Source organism: Blastococcus sp. SYSU DS0617 (assembly GCF_054051075.1).
In genome coordinates this window covers 162310-180672 of the sequence record NZ_JBJHAO010000008.1, presented here as the reverse complement: position 1 = coordinate 180672, position 18363 = coordinate 162310, and the positions used below count along the sequence as shown (strand labels likewise).

Sequence of the window (18363 nt, the reverse complement as noted above, 5' to 3'; positions counted from 1 at the left end):
GCCCTTCCGGGCTCCGTCTGCGGCTGGATGTCCAACACTACGCCGGTTTCCGTTGCCCCCGCCAGCGGCGGGTCCCGGTCCGGCGGCCCCTCAGGGCCGCGCGGCGCATGGAGAAACATACACGACATCCGGGGGTGCCTCGCAACCCCCCGTCCAGCGGTCCCGGTCACACCCGGGTCAGAGGCCCAGCAGTCCCTCGATGCCCACGGTCAGGCCGGGCCGCCGGCCGATCTTGCGCACCGCGAGCAGCACGCCCGGCATGAACGACGCCCGGTCGTACGAGTCGTGGCGGAGCGTCAGAGTCTCCCCCTCCGCGCCCATGAGCACCTCCTGGTGCGCGACCAGTCCGGTCAGGCGCACCGCGTGCACGGGCACGCCGTCGACGTCGGCACCGCGAGCGCCGGGCAGTGCTTCGGTGGTGGCGTCCGGGGCCGGAGGCATCCCCGCGTCACGCCGGGCCTGCGCGATCAGCCGGGCGGTCCGCACGGCCGTCCCCGAGGGGGCGTCGACCTTGTTCGGGTGGTGCAGCTCGACCACCTCCACGGAGGGGAAGAACCGGGCCGCGTCCTGGGCGAACTTCATCAGCAGCAGCGCACCGATGCCGAAGTTCGGCGCGATGATCACGCCGACCTCGGGCTTGGGGGCCAGCCACTCGGCGATCGTCGCCAGCCGGTCCTCGTCGAAGCCCGTCGTCCCCACCACGCAGTGGATGTTGTTGTCGATGCAGAACCGGATGTTGTCCATGACGACGTCCGGGCGGGTGAAGTCGACGACCACCTGGGTGCCGGCGTCGGCCAGGCCGAACAGCCAGTCGCCCTCGTCGACCATCGCCACGAGCTCGAGGTCCTCGGCGTCGTTCACCGCCTTGACCACCTCGGTGCCCATCCGGCCCCGTGCCCCGAGGACCCCCACGTTGAGCACCGGGGCGTCACCCGGAGGAGTCGGTTCGGGCTGCTGGTCCGGTGCGGTGGTCACGCGGCCAGGTTTCCCGCAGGACCGCCGAACCGCAAGACAGCCCCGCCGTTCAGCGCGGCGTCGCGGTCCGTCGTGCGGCCAGGCCCCACAGCGCCAGCCCCAGCAGCACGCCGATCGCGTCGGCGACCCAGTCGGCCAGCGACGTGCTGCGGTTCAGCGCCGGGACGCCCTGCACCACCTCGCTGACCGCCGCGTAGACGAGCAGCAGCGGTGCCAGCACCCGTGAGCCGATGCCGGCCCAGCGGCCGCTGGACGCCAGCGCGGCGAACAGGGCCAGGTGCACGACCTTGTCCACCCCCGCCGGGGCCGACGGCACGTCGGACGCCGGGACGAAGAGCACGGCCAGGGACACCAGGACCACCACGGCGAACCCTCCCCGGGCGAGGGCGCCGTGGACCGCCCGTACGGGGTGGGGCGCCATCAGAGCCGGTCGAGGTCCGACTCGCGGTAGGGGCCCACGACGGCCAGGCAGGTCGGCCGACCGAACAGCTCCGTGGCCACCTCGCGCACCTGCTGCTCGTCGACGGCGTCCAGCCGGGCCAGGACCTCCCGCACCGGCAGGTACTCCCCGTAGGACAGCTCGCTCTTGCCGAGCCGGCTCATCCGGGAGCCGGTGTCCTCGAGGCCGAGGACCATGCCGCCCCTGAGCTGACCGCGGGCCCGGGCCACCTCCTCGGAGGTGAGGCCCTGGGCGGCGGCGTCGTCGAGGCACTCGCGGACGAGCCGCAGCACCTCCGGCACCCGCTTCTTCGAGCACCCGGCGTAGACGGAGAACGCCCCGGCCCCGGCGTAGTGCGTGAGGGCCGAGCCGACGCTGTACACCAGGCCCCGCTTCTCGCGGATCTCCTGGAACAGCCGGGAGCTCATCCCGCCGCCGACGGCCGCGTCGAGGACGGCGGCGGCGTAGCGGCGTTCGTCCAGCCGTCCGAGGCCGGGCGTCCCCATCAGCAGGTGCGTCTGCTCGGTGCGTCGCGAGATCAAGCCGGTCGACCGCGCGGGACGGTCGGCTCCGGGCTCGCCGGTCCGGAGGGGAGCCGGTTCCCCGACGGCCGGGAGACGGTTGCCGAACGCGGCCGCGACCAGGTCGAGGACCTGCTGGTGGTCGACCCGGCCGGCAGCCGTCACGACCATCGAGGGCATGGCGTACCGCTGCCGGTACCAGCCGTCGACGTCCGCGCGGGTCAGGCCCTCGATCGACTCCACGGTGCCCAGGACCGAGCGCCCCAGGGGCGTGTCGCCGAACAGCGTCTCGGAGAACAGGTCGTGGACGGCGTCCGACGGCTCGTCGTCGCGCATGGCGATCTCCTCGAGCACGACCGTGCGCTCGGACTCGAGATCGGCCGCGGTGTTGGTGGCGTCGGTGACCAGGTCGGCCAGCAGCGTCACCGCCAGCGGCAGGTCGCTGGCGAGCACGTTCGCGTAGAAGCACGTGTGCTCCTTGGCGGTGAACGCGTTCATCTCGCCGCCGACGGCATCCATGGCCGTCGCGATCTCCAGGGCGCTGCGCGACGTCGTCCCCTTGAACAGCAGGTGCTCGAGGAAGTGCGACGACCCGGCGACGGCCGGTGTCTCGTCCCGCGAGCCGACGTCCACCCAGATGCCCAGCGTCGCCGAGAGGACGCCGGGCATCGTCTCGGTGAGGACCCGCAGGCCTCCCGGCAGCGTCGTGCGCTCCACCCGGCCGCCGACCTCGTCGAGGTCGAGCAGCTGGGTCACCCCGACGGGAACCGGGGCGGGTGCCTGCGCACCCGCCCCGGTCCCGATCACGTCAGAAGTGATCACTCACCTGCAGGTGCAGCAGCCTCGGCGGCCTCGGCCGGGGCGGCCTGGCCGGCGTCGCCCTCGGCGACCGGCACCAGGCTGATCTTGCCGCGGGCGTCGATGTCGGTGATCTCCACCTGCATCTTGTCGCCGACGTTGGCGACGTCCTCGACCTTGTTGATCCGCTTGCCGCCACCCAGCTTGCTGATGTGCACCAGGCCGTCGCGGCCGGGCAGCAGGGAGACGAAGGCGCCGAACGGCGTGGTCTTGACGACCGTGCCGAGGAAGCGCTCGCCGACCTTGGGCAGCGTCGGGTTGGCGATGGCGTTGATCCGGTCCACCGCGGCCTGGGCCGAGGGGCCGTCGGAGGCGCCGACGTAGATCGTGCCGTCGTCCTCGATGGTGATGTCGGCGCCGGTCTCGTCCTGGATCGCGTTGATCATCTGGCCCTTGGGGCCGATCACCGCGCCGATCTTGTCGACCGGGATGCGCACCGTGGTCACGCGGGGCGCGTACGGGCTCATCTCGTCCGGGGCGTCGATGGCCTCGTTCATCACGTCGAGGATGTGCAGCCGGGCCGCGCGGGCCTGGGTCAGCGCACCGGCGAGAACGTCGGAGGGGATGCCGTCGAGCTTCGTGTCCAGCTGCAGCGCGGTCACGAAGTCGCGCGTGCCGGCGACCTTGAAGTCCATGTCACCGAAGGCGTCCTCGGCACCGAGGATGTCGGTCAGCGCGACGTACTCCGTCTTGCCGTCGACCTCGTCGGAGACCAGGCCCATGGCGATGCCGGCGACCGGCGCCTTCAGCGGCACACCGGCGTTGAGCAGGGCCAGCGTCGAGGCGCAGACCGACCCCATGGACGTCGAGCCGTTGGAGCCCAGCGCCTCGGAGACCTGACGGATCGCGTAGGGGAACTCCTCGCGGTCGGGCAGGACGGGGACGAGCGCCCGCTCGGCGAGCGCGCCGTGGCCGATCTCGCGGCGCTTGGGCGAGCCCACGCGGCCGGTCTCACCGGTGGAGTACGGCGGGAAGTTGTAGTTGTGCATGTAGCGCTTGCGGGTCACCGGCGACAGCGTGTCCAGCTGCTGCTCCATGCGCAGCATGTTGAGCGTGGTGACGCCCAGGATCTGGGTCTCGCCGCGCTCGAACAGCGCCGAGCCGTGCACGCGCGGGATGACCTCGACCTCGGCCGAGAGCGGCCGGATGTCGGTGAGGCCACGGCCGTCGATGCGGACCTTGTCGCGCAGGATGCGCTGGCGGACGACCTTCTTGGTCAGCGCGCGGAAGGCTCCGGAGATCTCCTTCTCGCGGCCCTCGAACTGGCCGGCCAGCGCGGCCTTGGCCTCGTCCTTGAGCGCGTCGGTGGCGTCCTCGCGCTCGGCCTTGCCGGCGATCTGCTGGGCCTGGGCCAGCTTGTCGCCGACGTGCGCCTCGACGGCGGCGTAGACGTCGTCCTGGTAGTCCAGGAAGCGGGGGAAGTCGGCGACCGGCTTGGCGGCCTTCTCGGCCATCGCGGACTGGGCGTCGCACAGCGCCTTGATGAAGGGCTTGGCCGCCTCGAGGCCCTGGGCCACGACCTCCTCGGTCGGGGCGGTGGCGCCACCGGCGACGAGCTCGATCGTCTTCTCGGTGGCCTCGGCCTCGACCATCATGATCGCCACGTCGCCGTCCGGGAGGACTCGGCCGGCCACGACCATGTCGAAAACGGCGTCCTCGAGCTCGGCGTGAGTCGGGAAGCCCACCCACTGGCCGTTGATGAGCGCCACGCGGGTGGCGCCGATCGGGCCGGAGAACGGCAGGCCGGACAGCTGCGTGGACGCCGAGGCCGCGTTGATCGCCACGACGTCGTAGAGGTGGCCCGGGTCCAGCGCCATGACGGTGATGACGACCTGGACCTCGTTGCGCAGGCCCTTGGCGAAGGTCGGGCGCAGCGGGCGGTCGATCAGGCGGCAGGTGAGGATCGCGTCCTCGGACGGGCGGCCCTCGCGACGGAAGAACGAGCCGGGGATGCGACCCGCGGCGTACATCCGCTCCTCGACGTCGACGGTGAGCGGGAAGAAGTCGAAGTGGTCCTTGGGCTGGCGGCCGGCCGTGGTGGCCGACAGCAGCATGGTGTCGCCCATGGTGACGACGACGGAGCCGGCGGCCTGCTTGGCGAGGCGGCCGGTCTCGAAGGTGACCGACCGGCTGCCGAAGCTGCCGTTGTCGATGACCGCGGTGGCGGTGGTGACGCCGTCCTCGGCGTCGAACTCTGCGGTGATGGTGGGTGCGGACACGTGTCCTTCTCTCTTCTTTCGTCGCATCGGCCTCGTGCCGACCTGCGACTCCTCCGACGGCCAGTCCTGGACTGGTTGCCGTCCTGCGTCCGGGGCGACCGGTGCTCGATCGAAGCCCTCGGGACCTGGTTCCCCGTACGGGGGGTGGCCATTCCTCGCGGTGGAGGAGCGTGCCCGGGGGCCACTACCGAGGACCGGTCCTCGAGGGACGCGTCCGGCGGCTGGCCGGTTCTCCTCGCGCGGCGGGTGCCGCACGAGGAAGGGGACCGTCCCGGAGTGTTCCGGGAGCGGCCCCCTCGTGGTGCCTAGCGGCGCAGACCGAGCCGCTCGATGAGCGACCGGTAGCGGTTGATGTCGGTCTTGGCCAGGTAGTTCAGCAGCCGGCGACGGCGACCGACCAGCAGGAGCAGACCACGACGGCTGTGGTGGTCGTGCTTGTGCATCCTGAGGTGCTCGGTCAGGTCGCTGATCCGACGGCTGAGCATCGCGACCTGCACCTCGGGCGAACCGGTGTCGTTCTCGACCGTCGCGTAGTCGGTCATGATCTGCTTCTTGAGCGCGCTGTCGAGCGCCATGGTCGCCTCCGGGGCGGGTCACGTGTGGCCCCCGGTCTGACTCACGAGGGCAGGCTTCACACACGCCGGGTCACCCCGGCGGATTCCCACGCTACCAGCGTCGCCTGCAGTGTCGGCCCGAGTGGGCCCCGGAGGGGTCCGCGCAGGGACGACGACACGGCTCAGCGCAGCAGGGGGGACGGCTCGTGGCCGCGGTGTCCTCCGGAGGACGACAGTGTCATAGCCCGAGGATCTGGCGGGTGTCCGAGACGTCCTTGGCCATCGCCGCCATGAGCGCCTCGACGTCGGGGAACGCCTCCATCGGCCGCAGCCGCGAGGTGAACTCGACACCGACGTGCTCGCCGTAGAGATCGCCGTCGTAGTCCAGGACGTAGGCCTCGACGGTGCGCCGGCTCCCCTGGAACGTCGGGTTGGTGCCCACGGAGATCGACGCGGGGAGGCGCTCGCGGCTCGCCCCGCTGCGCGGGTCCCGGGTCACCAGGTGCCCGGCGTAGACGCCGTCGGCCGGGATCGCCGTGTACGGCTGGCTCTCCACGTTCGCCGTCGGGTAGCCGAGGTCCCGTCCGCGCCGGTCCCCGCGGACGACGACGCCGTCGACCCGGTGCGGCCGCCCCAGCGCCCGGGCGGCGGACACCATGTCGCCGGCTGCGACGCAGGCCCGGATGTAGGTGGAGGAGATGGTCACGTCCCCGGAGTCGGAGGTGTCCTCCGCCAGGGGGACGCCCTCGACGGCGAAGCCGAACCGGCGTCCCTCCGTCGTGAGGGTGGCGACCGTGCCGGCGGCCTTGTGCCCGTAGGTGAAGTTCTCCCCCACGACCACCTGCGCCGCGTGCAGGTGCTCGACCAGCACCGTGTGGGTGAAGGTCTCCGGCGGCAGCCGCATGAACTCGGCCGTGAACGGCAGCACGCACATGGCGTCGACGCCGAGCGAGGCCACGAGCTCGGCCTTGCGGTCCAGCGAGGTGAGGATCGCCGGGTGCGAGCCCGGCCGGACGACCTCGGCCGGGTGCGGGTCGAAGGTCAGGAGCAGGCAGGGCCGGCGCATCGCCTGCGCCCGGGCGACCGCGGCCCCGATCAGCTTCTGGTGGCCGCGGTGGACGCCGTCGTACATGCCGATGGTGACCACGGTGCGGCCGAGGTCACCCGGGGTGGCCTCCAGGCCTCGCCAGCGCTGCACGTCTCCGACGTCCTCCGGTCCGGTGTGCTCAGCCGACGCGGTGCAGCCAGCCGCGGGTGTCGGCCACCCGCCCGTGCTGGATGTCGAGCAGCGCCTCGCGCAGCCGCATGGTCAGCGGGCCGGACGAGCCGTCCCCGACGGTGAAGTCGCCGGTCCGGGCCTTGACCTGGCCGACCGGCGTGATGACGGCGGCCGTCCCGCAGGCGAAGGACTCGGTGATGGAGCCGTCGAGTGCCCCGCTACGCCACTCGTCCAGGGTGACCTTCCGCTCGGTCACCCGGTGCCCGAGTTCGCGGGCGACGGTCATCAGCGAGTCGCGGGTGATGCCGGGCAGCAGCGTGCCGGAGAGCTCAGGGGTGACCAGCTCCGCGTCCTCACCGGAGCCGAGGACGAAGAAGAGGTTCATCCCGCCCAGCTCCTCGATGTACCGCCGCTCCACGGCGTCGAGGTAGACGACCTGGTCGCACCCCAGCTCGCTGGCCTGCTGCTGCGGGCGCAGGCTGGCGGCGTAGTTGCCGGCGCACTTGACGTCGCCGGTGCCCCCGGGCGCCGCGCGGACGTAGTCCTCGGAGACGAAGACGGAGACGGGGTGGACACCCCGCGGGAAGTAGGCGCCGGCCGGGCTGGCGATGACCAGGAAGAGGTACTCGTTCGCGGGCCGGACACCCAGGAAGGACTCGCTGGCGAGCATGTAGGGCCGCAGGTACAGCGTCTGGTCCGGGCCGGTGGGCACCCACGCGCGGTCGGCGTCGACCAGCGCGTCGACGGCGGCGAGGAAGGACTCCTCGGGCACCTGGGGCATGGCCAGTCGGTCGGCGCTGCGCGCGAAGCGGGCGGCGTTGGCCTCCGGGCGGAACGTCGCGACGCTGCCGTCGGGCTGGGCGTAGGCCTTGAGCCCTTCGAAGATCGACTGCGCGTAGTGCAGGGCGGCCGTGCCGGGCTCCATCGGCAGCGGGCCGTACTGCGTGAGCCGGGCGTCGTACCAGCCGCGCCCGGCCTCGTAGCGGGCCACGAACATGGAGTCGGTGAAGTTGCGACCGAAGCCGGGGTCGGCCAGCACGGCCTCGCGCTCGGCGACGTCGCGGCGACGGATGTCCTCCACGACGACCGGCACGTCCTCGGTGAACATCCGCGCGGAGGTACGGCTGTCGCTGAGCGTGTCGGTCATGGCTCCCACCTGCATGTGCGTGCGAAGGGGCACCCGGCGACGACCGGACCCCGGCTCACACTATCCCCGGCTCCGGCGGCGGCCGGGAGCCGACCGCCGCCGCGGGCCCGCTCAGGCCTGGTTCTCCTGGTTGGCGCTGGGGCCGGCGTACTCGAGCACCTCGTAGGTCCAGACGTGGGCCGAGTGCGGCGCCGCGGACGCCAGGGTGTCGCCGCCGCCGTCGTGCGCCCGGTCGAAGTCCTGGCTGGACTGCCAGGCCTCGTAGGCCTCGTGGCTGCTCCAGCGGGTGTAGACCAGGTACTGGTCGGTGCCCTCGATCGGCCGCAGGAGCTCGAACCACTCGAAGCCCGGGGTGGACTCGACGGCTCCGGCCCGGCCGCGGAAGCGCTCCTCGAAGCGGTCCTGCTTGTCCTTGGGGACGGTGATCGCGTTGATCTTCACGACGCTCATGGCCCTCCTCTTCCCGGCGGGCCCGGCGATCAATCCCGGAGGCACCCGTCCCACCCCGGGAACGGCCCCGCCTCAGCGCGGCGGGAAGCCCACCGCCACGCGGGCCGTCGTCCCCGCGTCCTCGAGCAGCGCGACGAGCCGGCCATCGGGGTCGACCGCCGCGTGCAGCCCCGGCTCCCCGGTCGCCGGGATGCGCTGGCCGTAGCCGACCGCGGTGGCCTCCTCGGCGGTCAGCGTGCGCTCGGGGAAGACCAGCCGCGCGGCGTCGGTCAGGGCGAGCACGCCGGCGCCCCCGCCGGCGGCCAGCGCCGCTCCGGCGTCCTCGACGGGGGCGGCCTGCGCCGCGGTGAAGGGCCCCGAGGCGGTCCGTCGCAGCGCGGTGAGGTGGCCGCCCACGCCGAGTACTGCGCCCGCGTCGCGCGCGATCGCGCGGATGTAGGTGCCGGCCGTGCACTCGACGGTGACGTCGACGTCGACCAGGTCCGGCTCCGGGCGCGCGATGCGGTGGACGTCGAGCCGGTGGACCACCACCGAGCGCGGCTCCAGCACCACCTCCTCGCCGGCCCGCACCCGGTCGTAGGACCGTCGCCCGGCCACCTTCACGGCGCTGACCGACGAGGGGACCTGCTGCAGCGCGCCGGTCTGGGCGGCCAGGGCGGCACGGATGGCGTCGTCGTCCACCCCGGCGGTCGACGCGCCGCCGAGCAGCTCGCCCTCGCGGTCGTCGGTGACCGTCGACTGCCCCAGGCGGACGGTGGCCTCGTAGGTCTTGTCGTGACCGCCGACGTACCCGAGCAGCCGGGTCGCCGTCCCGACGCCGAGGACGAGCAGGCCGGTGGCCATGGGATCCAGCGTGCCGGCGTGCCCAACCTTGCGGACCGACAGCACCCGCCGCGCACGGGCGACGACGTCGTGCGAGGTCATCCCGGCCGGCTTGTCGACCAGCAGCAGGCCGGGCGGGACATCGGCGTCAGGGCGTCTCGGACTCACTGCTCGACTCCGCCCTCGTTCCGCTCCTCGGTCGCTGGCGCTCCCTGCGATGCTCGCTCGGGCGTCGTTCTCGCGGTACTCACGCCGTAACCGTCGCAGGTGCGGTCAGCCAGCGGTCACCGGCCACCCGCACGAGGACACCGACCAGCCGGACCCCGATGAACAGGCACAACCCCGTCCACACCCCCGCCAGCCCCCAGTCCAGCGGCCCGGACAGCAGCGACAGGGGCAGGAAGCCGACGACCGCCGAGCCGATGGTGAGCGTGCGCAGGTAGCCGACGTCACCGGCGCCCATGAGCACGCCGTCCAGGGCGAACACCACGCCGGCCAGCGGCTGCATCGCGGCAAGGAACCACCAGACCAGCAGCGCCTGGTCGACGACGGCGGGGTCGTCGGTGAACAGCGGCGGGACGACGCCGCGCAGGGCGAGCAGCACGACCGCCACGCCGGTCCCGGTGCCCAGCCCCCACAGCGCCACCCGGCGGGCGGTGACCCGCGCCTCCCCGGGGCGGCCGGCGCCGAGCGCGTGGCCGACGAGCGTCTGTGCGGCGATGGCGTAGGCGTCGAGGACCAGGGCGAGGAAGAAGAACAGCTGCAGGGCGATCTGGTGGGCACCGAGCTGCGCCGTGCCGGCGCGCGCGGCGACGCCCGCCGCCACGAGGAAGGACGCCTGCAGCACCGCGGCGCGCAGCAGCAGGTCGCGGCCGATGACGAGCTGGGAGAAGACGGCCGCCGGCCGGGGACGCCACGCCACGCCCTCCGCGGACAGGGCCCGCAGGAACAGCCCCGCGGTGATCGCCTGCCCGATCACGTTGGCGACCGCGGAGCCCACCAGCCCCCAGCCGGCCGTGTGCACGAGGAGCGGGCAGAGCACGAGGCTGACCAGGCTGCCGGCGAGGACGAACCGGACCGGCCGGCGCAGCTCCTGGACGCCGCGCAGCCAGCCGTTGCCCGCCAGCGAGACGAGCAGCAGGGGCAGACCGAAGGAGGCGACCCGCAGCCACTCCTCCCCCGCCTCGGCCACCGGCCCGGCGCCGCCGGCCAGCAGCCGGGTGAAGGGCCCGGCGGTGACCTGGAAGAACACCAGCACGACGACACCGAGGGCAGCGGCCAGCCAGGTGGCCTGGACCCCCTCGGCCACCGCCCCCGGGCGGTCACCGGCGCCCGCGCGCCGGGCGGCCCGGGCCGTGGTGCCGTAGGCCAGGAAGTTCAGCAGCGCGGCCGACCAGGCCAGCAGCCCGCCGCCCACGGCCAGCCCGCCCAGCGCCACGGTGCCGAGGTTGCCGACGACGGCCGTGTCGACCAGCAGGTAGAGCGGCTCGGCGGCGAGGACGACGAGCGCCGGGAGCGCCAGCGACAGGACGGAGCGCGGGGGCTGCGGATCAGGCCCCGGCTCCGGCTCGACGCGCGCCGGTTCAGTCAGCGCGGAGCTCCCGGCGCAGGGCAGCGATCGTCCCCTCGCGGTCGAGGGTCGAGGTGTAGCCGGCGGCCAGGGTGTGCCCCCCACCGCCCAGCGCCATGGCGACGCGGGCCAGGTCGGTGCCGCCGCGGGAACGCAGGGAGACCGACCACGAACCGTCGTCCTGCCCCTTGAGGACGCAGGCGACGTCGGCCTCCTCCGCGGAGCGGACGACGTCGACCAGCGCCTCGAGCTGCTCGCCGGGCAGGCCGTGCTCGGCCGCCTCCGCGGTGCTCGACCAGGTCCACACCAGTCCGGCGCCGACCTCGGCCTCGAGCACCGCCCGGCCGGTCACCACCGACAGCAGGCTCAGCCACCCGAACGGCGCGGTGTCGAACAGCCGGCGGCTGATCGCAGCGTGGTCGATGCCCGTGGCCAGCAGCCGGGCCGCCAGCTCGTGGGTCTGCGGCCGGGTGCTGCCGAAGCGGAAGGACCCGGTGTCGGCGGCCAGTCCGGCGTACAGGCAGGTGGCCAGCTGACGGTCGAGGGCGACGCCCAGGTCGTCGAGCAGGTCGGCGACCAGGGCCACCGTGGCGGGCGCACCCGGATCGATCAGGCGGAGCCCGCCGAAGCCGGGGTTGCTGGCGTGGTGGTCGACCACGATCGAGGTCGCGGCGGTGTCGAGGAGCACGGCGACCTCACCCAGACGGCCGGGTGAGGCTGCGTCCAGGCTGACGAAGACGTCGGGCGTCGACGGAAGTGACGACGAGGGCACGAGCCCCTCGGCGCCGGGCAGCCAGCCCAGCGAGGCCGGCAGCGTGAGCTCCCCCGGGAACGTCGGCAGGACGCGCGCTCCCCGGCGACGCAGGCCCTCCGCGAGGGCCAGCGTGCTGCCCAGCGCATCGGCGTCGGGGTTCACGTGCCCGGACAGGACGACGGTGGCGCGGGCCTCGGCTGCCTCGGCCAGGACGCCGGCCACGGAGCGGGAGGCCGCCGCGAGCCCTGCCGTGGCCGCGGGGGTGGAGACACGAGCCATGACTCAGGCGTCCGGGCCCGGGTCGGCGACCGGGGGTGCGTTCTCCTCCTCGGTGACCGCGCCTCCGCCCACGGGGTAGGACGTGCCGTCGTCGGGCTCGTCGGAGGTGATGCTCGGCGCGTCGCCGATCTCGCCGCGCTTGCCGCCGTCGGTGGGGTCACCGTCGGCGGACACCTCACGACCACCCAGCACCGACCGGCCCTGGCCCTGGTCGGGCTCGTACGGGTTCGGGTCGTTCTCGCTCACAGCGCACTCCTACTACGGGCGGCCAGGTCCTCGGGACTGTCATCGGCAGTGCCCGGTGCGGGCGGGGGGTCCAGCGCGACGTCCTCGTGCCCCTCGTCGTCCTCGTCGTCCTCCGCAGGCTTGCGGTACGGGTCCGGCTCCCCGGCGTACTGGGCGCCCTCGCGGGCGCGCGCCAGTTCGGCGTCGGCGTGCCGGGCGCGCTCGAGCGCCTCCTCGAGCTCGCGCGCGGTGTCCGGGACGATGTCGGCGATGAAGGCCAGGGTCGGCACGAACTTGATGCCGGTCTGCTTGCCGACGGTGGAGCGCAGCACGCCGGTGGCACTGGCCAGGGCGGCCGCGGAGTCGGCGATCTGCGTCTCGTCGCCGTAGACGGTGTAGAAGATCGTCGCTTCACGGAGGTCGCTGGTCACGCGGGCGTCGGTGACCGTCACCATGCCGAGCCGCGGATCCTTGATCTGCGTCTCGATCGCGGCGGAGACGATCTGGCGGATGCGCACCGCCAGCTTGCGTGCGCGGGCCGGATCGGCCATCGGATCTCCTCGGGGAGGGCGTCCCGGGGGCCGGGACGCCGGGACGGACGGGTGTGGGGGGGCAGGCGGCTCAGTCGGTGTCGCTGAAGAGCTGACGATGCGTCGACAGCAGCGTCACCTCCGGCCGCTCGGCCAGCAACCGCTCGCACGCGTCGAGGACGTCGGCGACCTGCCCGGCGTCCGCGGAGACGGTCGCCAGACCGACCTGCGCCCGGCGGTGCAGGTCATGGTCACCGACCTCCGCCGCCGCGACGGAGAAGCGGCGCCGCAACTCGGCCACGATCGGCCGCACCACGGCGCGCTTTCCCTTGAGCGAGTGGACGTCGCCCAGCAGGAGGTCGGCGGTGAGCGTGCCGGTGAACACGCTCACCGCCTCCCTGCTGGTCGGACTCAGACGCGCGGGATCTCGCGCATCTCGAAGGTCTGGATCACGTCGTCGACCTTGATGTCGTTGAACGAGCCCAGGCCGATACCGCACTCGTAACCCTCGCGGACCTCGGTCGCGTCGTCCTTGAACCGGCGGAGGGACTCCACCGTCAGGTTGTCGGCGACCACGGCACCGTCGCGGAGCAGGCGGGCCTTCGAGTTCCGGACGATCGTGCCGGTGCGGACCAGCGAACCGGCGACGTTGCCGATCCTGGGCACGCGGAAGACCTCGCGGACCTCCGCGGTCCCGAGCTGGACCTCCTCGTACTCCGGCTTGAGCATCCCCTTGAGGGCGGCCTCGATCTCGTCGATGGCCTGGTAGATGACCGTGTAGTACCGGACGTCCACCCCCTCGCGGTTGGCGAGCTCGGTGGCCTGGCCCTCGGCCCGGACGTTGAAGCCCAGGACGATGACGTCGTCGGCCAGCGCCAGGTCGATGTCGCTCTTGGTGATCCCGCCGACGCCGCGGTGGATGACCCGCAGCGAGATGTCGTCGTCGACCTCGATCTTCATGAGCGCCTCTTCGAGCGCCTCGACGGTGCCCGAGTTGTCGCCCTTGATGATCAGGTTGAGCTGACGGTTCTCCTTGAGCGCGGCGTCGAGGTCCTCGAGGCTGATCCGCTTGCGCATGGAGGCGTTCTGCGCGTTGCGGATGCGGGCCTGGCGGCGGTCGGCGATCTGCCGCGCCACCCGGTCCTCCTCGACGACCAGGAAGGTGTCACCGGCGCGCGGCACGGACGTCAGACCGACGACCTGGACCGGACGCGCGGGCAGGGCTTCCTTGAGCTTGTTGCCGTGCTCGTCGAGCAGCGACCGGACGCGACCGTAGGCGTCGCCGGCCACGATCGAGTCGCCCTGGCGCAGCGTGCCGCGCTGGACGAGCACCGTGGCGACGGGGCCCCGGCCCTTGTCCAGCTTGCCCTCGATGACCACACCCTGCGGGTCCTGCTCGGTGTTCGCGCGCAGGTCCAGCGAGGCGTCAGCGGTCAGCAGGATCGCCGTGAGCAGCTCGTCGAGGCCCATGCGGTTGATCGCGGAGACGTCGACGAACATCGTGTCGCCGCCGTACTCCTCGGCCACCAGGCCGTACTCGGTGAGCTGCTGACGGATCTTGGCGGGGTTGGCCCCCTCCTTGTCGATCTTGTTGACCGCGACCACGATCGGCACCTCGGCGGCCTGGGCGTGGTTGAGCGCCTCGACCGTCTGCGGCATGACGCCGTCGTCGGCCGCGACCACGAGCACGACGATGTCGGTGACCTTCGCGCCACGGGCACGCATCGCGGTGAACGACTCGTGACCCGGGGTGTCGATGAAGGTGATCGGACGCTCGTTGTGCTCCAGCTCGGTGACGATCTGGTAGGCGCCGATGTGCTGCGTGATGCCACCGGCCTCCTTCGAGACCACGTTGCTGTGCCGCAGGGCGTCGAGCAGCTTGGTCTTTCCGTGGTCGACGTGACCCATGACGGTGACCACCGGCGGACGGGACGACCAGTCCTCCTCGTCGCCCTCGACGTCCCCGAAGGTGAGGTCGAAGGTCTCGAGGAGCTCGCGGTCCTCGTCCTCGGGGCTCACGACCTGGATGACCCAGCCGATCTCGGCACCGAGGAGCTGCAACGTGTCGTCGTTGACCGACTGCGTGGCGGTGATCATCTCGCCCAGGTGGAACAGGGCCGTGACCAGCGCGGCGGGCTCGGCGTTGATCCGCTCGGCCAGGTCGGTCAGCGAGGCGCCACGAGGCAGGCGGACGGTCTGTCCGTTGCCCCGGGGCAGGCTGACGCCGCCCATGCTGGGCGCCGCCATGGAGTCGAACTCCTGACGCCGCTGCTTCTTGCTCTTGCGCCCGCGGACCGGACCGCGGCCGCCGGGACGGCCGAAGGCACCGGCGGTACCGGCACCCGAGCCACCACGGCCACGGCCACGGGGACCGCCGCCGCCACGGAAACCGCCACCGGCCGGCGCGCCGGCGCCGGGAGCGCCACCGCCACCACCGGGACGGAAGCCGCCGCCACCGCCGGGACCACCCGGACGGCCACCGCCGCCGGGACCGCCGGAGCGCCCACCGGGGCCACCGGGACGACCGCCGCCGGGACGACCGGGCATCATGCCCGGGGCCGGCCGCTGCGGCATCATGCCCGGGTTCGGGCGGGGACCGCCGGCACCGGGACCCGGGCGGGGACCGCCGGCGCCGGGAGCGGGACGCGGGCCGCCAGGACCGGGACGCGGGCCACCGGGACCGGCTGCCGGGCGAGGACCGCCCGGAGCGGCGGGCCGGGCACCCGGCGCGGCCGGGCCCGGACGGGGACCGGCGCCGGCACCCGGGACGGGACCGGGCGCCGCGGCCGGAGGTGCGGCCGGGCGGGGCGAGCTGAACGGGTTGTTGCCGGGGCGCGGTGCCGGACGCGGTCCGGGTCGCGGACCGGCACCGGCAGGCGCGCCACCACCGGCGGCGCCGGGACGGGGCGCGGCCGGACGGGCGGCCGGGGGCTGCTGGGTCGGAGCGCTGGCGGCCGGGGCCTGCGGAGCGGGCGCCGCCGGGCGCGGAGCAGCCGGAGCGGCCGGAGCCGCGGGCTGCGCGGGCGCACTGGCCGCGGGGGCCTGCGGCGCCGGTGCGGCCGGACGCGGACCGGGCGTAGGAGCGGACGGACGGGACGGCGCGGGCCCCGGACGGGCGGCGGGTGCCGCCGGCGCGCTGGGTGCTGCGGCGCCGCCGGTGGCGGCGCCCAGGGCCTCCCGGAGCCGTCGGGCCACGGGGGCCTCGACGGTCGAGGAGGCGGACTTCACGAACTCGCCCTGCTCCTTGAGCGTGGCGAGCACGGTCTTGCTGTCGACACCGAACTCCTTGGCGAGTTCGTGTACGCGGGCTTTGCCTGGCACGGGTCTCCTCTTTGTGAGGCCGGCGGCTTGCCCGCTCGACCTCGTCGTTAGTGGCGCATGGTCATCGTGAGAACTTCACGGCTGAGTCATCCGACGATGTCCTGTCGACATGCGGACCGGCCTGGTGCCGGCCCGACGTGGAACTGCTGGTGGGGTGCGGCGGTGCCGCACTCACTCGCCCGTCCCGGGCCGCGGCCCGGCGACCTCCGAGGAGGGGCCGAGGACGAAGTCCCGGAGCGGACCGACCTCCAGCGGGCTGCCTCCGGGGAGGCGCAGCGCCCGGGTGAAGGCCCGGCGTCGCTCCGCTGCGCCCAGGCACTCCGGAGTGGGGTGCACCGACGCCCCCCTCCCGGGGAGCCGCCGTCGGGGGTCCGGGACCAGGGCCCCGGAACTCTCGACGACACGCAGCAGATCGGTGACCGGAGCGCGTCGCCGGCAGCCCACACAGGTGCGCTCCGGGATCGACGTTTCGGCCACCCTGCACTCTAGCGCGTCGTGGGTCCCCGGTGTTCCGCACGTCGGGGCGGAGTGCGGGAAGCGCTCGGACGTCCCCCGGACGGGGCAGCCGGCGCCCCCGACCGCAGGGGCGCCCGGCCCACGCCCGGCGAGGGCTCGGCCGCCGCGTCCTCGGCCTGGGCGTCGCTGCGGATGTCGATCCGGCAGCCGGTCAGCCGGGCGGCCAGGCGGGCGTTCTGCCCTTCCTTGCCGATCGCCAGGGACAGCTGGTAGTCCGGCACCACCACGCGCACGGCCTTGGCCTGCGGGTCGACCACACGGGCATCGGAGACGCGCGCCGGGCTCAGCGCCTGGGCGACGAAGGTGGCGGGGTCGTCGGACCAGTCGACGATGTCGATCTTCTCGCCGTGCAGCTCGCTCATGACGTTGCGCACCCGCTGGCCCATCGGGCCGATGCACGCGCCCTTCGCGTTGAGACCGGGCACCTTCGTGCGGACGGCGATCTTCGAGCGGGCCCCCGCCTCGCGGGCGACCGCGACGATCTCGACGCTGCCGTCGGCGACCTCGGGCACCTCCAGGGCGAACAGCTTGCGGACCAGGTGGGGGTGGGTGCGCGACACGGTCACCTGCGGACCGCGGAACGTCCGGGCCACCGACACCACGTAGGCCTTCAGCCGGCTGCCGTGGGCGTAGTTCTCCCCCGGCACCTGCTCGGTCGGGGGCAGCACGGCCTCGACCTTGCCGATGTCGATCAGCACGGTGCCCTGGACGTTGCGGCGGTCGTGCGCCTGCACGATGCCGCTGACGATGTCGCCCTCCTTGCCGGCGTACTCGCCGAAGGTCTGCTCGTGCTCGGCGTCGCGCAGCCGCTGCACGATGACCTGCTTGGCGGTGCTGGCCGCGATCCGGCCGAAGTCGCCCGGGGTGTCGTCCCACTCGCGGACGACCTCGCCGTCGGCACCCAGCTCCTGCGCCAGCACGGCGACCTCGCCGGTCTTGCGGTCCACGTGCACGCGGACGTGCTTGGCGGCGCCGTCGGCGTGCCGGTAGGCGGTGACCAGGGCGGTCTCGATCGCCTCGATCACCGTGTCGGCGGGGATGCCCTTCTCCCCGACGACCGCCTTGAGCGCGGTGACGTCGATGTTCACTGTGCTCCTCCTCGCGCCCGGGGCGCGCTCCCGGAGGCGACGTCGTCGTCGGGCTCCGGGTCGTCGATCACGTCGTCGTCGGATTCGTCGTCGTCGTCGAGCAGGTCGTCCTCGGGCAGGTCGTCTTCGTGCGGATCCTCACCGGACGCCGCCTGGCCGGCCGGAGCGCGCCCGAACTCCACCTGCACGCGGCCGTCGCCGAGCTCGGCCCAGGGCACGTGCCGCGGCGTCGGGGGACGCTTCTTCGCGCCGGGCTTGCCCTGCGCCTCGACCGCGAGCGTCACGCCGTCGTCGTCCACGGCGGTGATGCGCCCGGTGACCTGGTCCCGCGAGCCGGCCGGACCGGCGGCCACGGTGACGAGGCGACCGGTGTTGCGCCGCCAGTGCCGCTGCTCGGTGAGCGGCCGGTCGACGCCGGGGCTGGAGACCTCGAGGACGTAGGGCGTCCGGCCCATGCCGTCGTCGGAGCTGTCGAGGACGTCGGACACCGCGCGGCTCACGTCGGCGATGTCGTCCAGGGTGACCCCGGAGTCGCGGTCGACCACGACCCGGACGACGCTGCGCCGCCCGGCGGGGGTGACCACCAGCTCCTCGAGGTCGTAGCCGGCGTCCTCGACGACCGGCTGGATCCGGCCGGCCAGGCGCGCGGTGGCGGGGTCGGTGCGGGGGGTGCCACGAGAGGCGGACACGTCTACCTCCTCCATGGCTCGGGCGGCCGCAGGGTGCGGGCGCCTCCCCGGGAACGCCCCCGGCGCTGCCGGGGGGACGATTCCGAGGGAAGGTGCCAGGTTACCGCCCGGCGAGGGGGCACGGGACCGGGCACCGGGCGGACCCCTCCCCGGGCCGATGGGGCTGGAGCGACGGGCGGGGCGGTGC

General features: G+C 73.6%; 18 protein-coding genes and 1 pseudogene. All 19 read right to left on the bottom strand.

What is annotated here, in order from left to right; translation table 11 throughout:
• Window positions 1-177: 177 nt before the first annotated feature.
• Entirely contained in the window at window positions 178-975 is a 798-nt protein-coding gene (gene dapB, locus ACI793_RS11460) for a 4-hydroxy-tetrahydrodipicolinate reductase (RefSeq protein WP_456606494.1), read from the bottom strand.
• Window positions 976-1024: 49 nt separating this feature from the next.
• A complete protein-coding gene (locus ACI793_RS11455) occupies window positions 1025-1339 on the bottom strand; it encodes a VanZ family protein (protein ID WP_456606493.1) in 315 nt (104 codons plus the stop codon).
• 56 nt (window positions 1340-1395) lie between these two features.
• A complete protein-coding gene (locus tag ACI793_RS11450) occupies window positions 1396-2742 on the bottom strand; it encodes a M16 family metallopeptidase (RefSeq protein ID WP_456606492.1) in 1347 nt (448 codons plus the stop codon).
• Between the two features lie 11 nt (window positions 2743-2753).
• Window positions 2754-5012: a polyribonucleotide nucleotidyltransferase gene (locus ACI793_RS11445; protein ID WP_456606491.1), complete on the bottom strand. Its 2259-nt coding sequence runs from the start codon at window positions 5010-5012 to the stop codon at window positions 2754-2756.
• 305 nt (window positions 5013-5317) lie between these two features.
• On the bottom strand, window positions 5318-5587 hold the full coding sequence (rpsO, locus tag ACI793_RS11440; protein ID WP_091764905.1) for a 30S ribosomal protein S15: 270 nt from the start codon (window positions 5585-5587) through the stop codon (window positions 5318-5320).
• Between the two features lie 217 nt (window positions 5588-5804).
• Window positions 5805-6764: a bifunctional riboflavin kinase/FAD synthetase gene (locus ACI793_RS11435; protein ID WP_456606490.1), complete on the bottom strand. Its 960-nt coding sequence runs from the start codon at window positions 6762-6764 to the stop codon at window positions 5805-5807.
• Between the two features lie 28 nt (window positions 6765-6792).
• Window positions 6793-7932, bottom strand: coding sequence for a branched-chain amino acid aminotransferase (locus tag ACI793_RS11430; RefSeq protein ID WP_456606489.1), 1140 nt, complete (start codon window positions 7930-7932; stop codon window positions 6793-6795).
• 111 nt (window positions 7933-8043) lie between these two features.
• A complete protein-coding gene (locus tag ACI793_RS11425) occupies window positions 8044-8382 on the bottom strand; it encodes an antibiotic biosynthesis monooxygenase family protein (protein ID WP_456606488.1) in 339 nt (112 codons plus the stop codon).
• Between the two features lie 72 nt (window positions 8383-8454).
• Window positions 8455-9372: a tRNA pseudouridine(55) synthase TruB gene (truB, locus tag ACI793_RS11420; RefSeq protein WP_456606487.1), complete on the bottom strand. Its 918-nt coding sequence runs from the start codon at window positions 9370-9372 to the stop codon at window positions 8455-8457.
• Window positions 9373-9451: 79 nt separating this feature from the next.
• Complete coding sequence (locus ACI793_RS11415) at window positions 9452-10678, bottom strand: MATE family efflux transporter (RefSeq protein WP_456606497.1); 1227 nt, start codon at window positions 10676-10678, stop codon at window positions 9452-9454.
• A gap of 109 nt (window positions 10679-10787) precedes the next feature.
• Complete coding sequence (locus ACI793_RS11410; RefSeq protein WP_456606486.1) at window positions 10788-11807, bottom strand: DHH family phosphoesterase; 1020 nt, start codon at window positions 11805-11807, stop codon at window positions 10788-10790.
• A 3-nt stretch (window positions 11808-11810) separates the two neighbouring features.
• A complete protein-coding gene (locus tag ACI793_RS11405; protein WP_456606485.1) occupies window positions 11811-12053 on the bottom strand; it encodes a hypothetical protein in 243 nt (80 codons plus the stop codon).
• A complete protein-coding gene (rbfA, locus tag ACI793_RS11400) occupies window positions 12050-12583 on the bottom strand; it encodes a 30S ribosome-binding factor RbfA (RefSeq protein WP_456606484.1) in 534 nt (177 codons plus the stop codon). The genes ACI793_RS11405 and rbfA overlap by 4 nt, the downstream gene beginning before the upstream one ends.
• Window positions 12584-12653: 70 nt before the next feature.
• Window positions 12654-12953 carry a DUF503 domain-containing protein gene (locus ACI793_RS11395; protein ID WP_456606483.1) on the bottom strand — a complete coding sequence of 100 codons (300 nt, stop codon included), beginning with the start codon at window positions 12951-12953 and terminating at the stop codon, window positions 12654-12656.
• A gap of 20 nt (window positions 12954-12973) precedes the next feature.
• Entirely contained in the window at window positions 12974-14809 is a 1836-nt protein-coding gene (gene infB / locus ACI793_RS11390) for a translation initiation factor IF-2 (protein WP_456606496.1), read from the bottom strand.
• Between the two features lie 930 nt (window positions 14810-15739).
• Window positions 15740-15883 (bottom strand): annotated as a pseudogene (locus ACI793_RS11385) (translation initiation factor IF-2 N-terminal domain-containing protein); the annotation flags it as partial.
• Between the two features lie 171 nt (window positions 15884-16054).
• Window positions 16055-16327 carry a YlxR family protein gene (locus tag ACI793_RS11380; protein WP_456606482.1) on the bottom strand — a complete coding sequence of 91 codons (273 nt, stop codon included), beginning with the start codon at window positions 16325-16327 and terminating at the stop codon, window positions 16055-16057.
• Window positions 16328-16368: 41 nt separating this feature from the next.
• Window positions 16369-17487, bottom strand: coding sequence for a transcription termination factor NusA (nusA, locus tag ACI793_RS11375; protein ID WP_456606481.1), 1119 nt, complete (start codon window positions 17485-17487; stop codon window positions 16369-16371).
• Complete coding sequence (gene rimP, locus ACI793_RS11370; RefSeq protein ID WP_456606480.1) at window positions 17484-18176, bottom strand: ribosome maturation factor RimP; 693 nt, start codon at window positions 18174-18176, stop codon at window positions 17484-17486. Before rimP ends, nusA begins: the two co-directional genes overlap by 4 nt.
• Window positions 18177-18363: the final 187 nt, after the last annotated feature.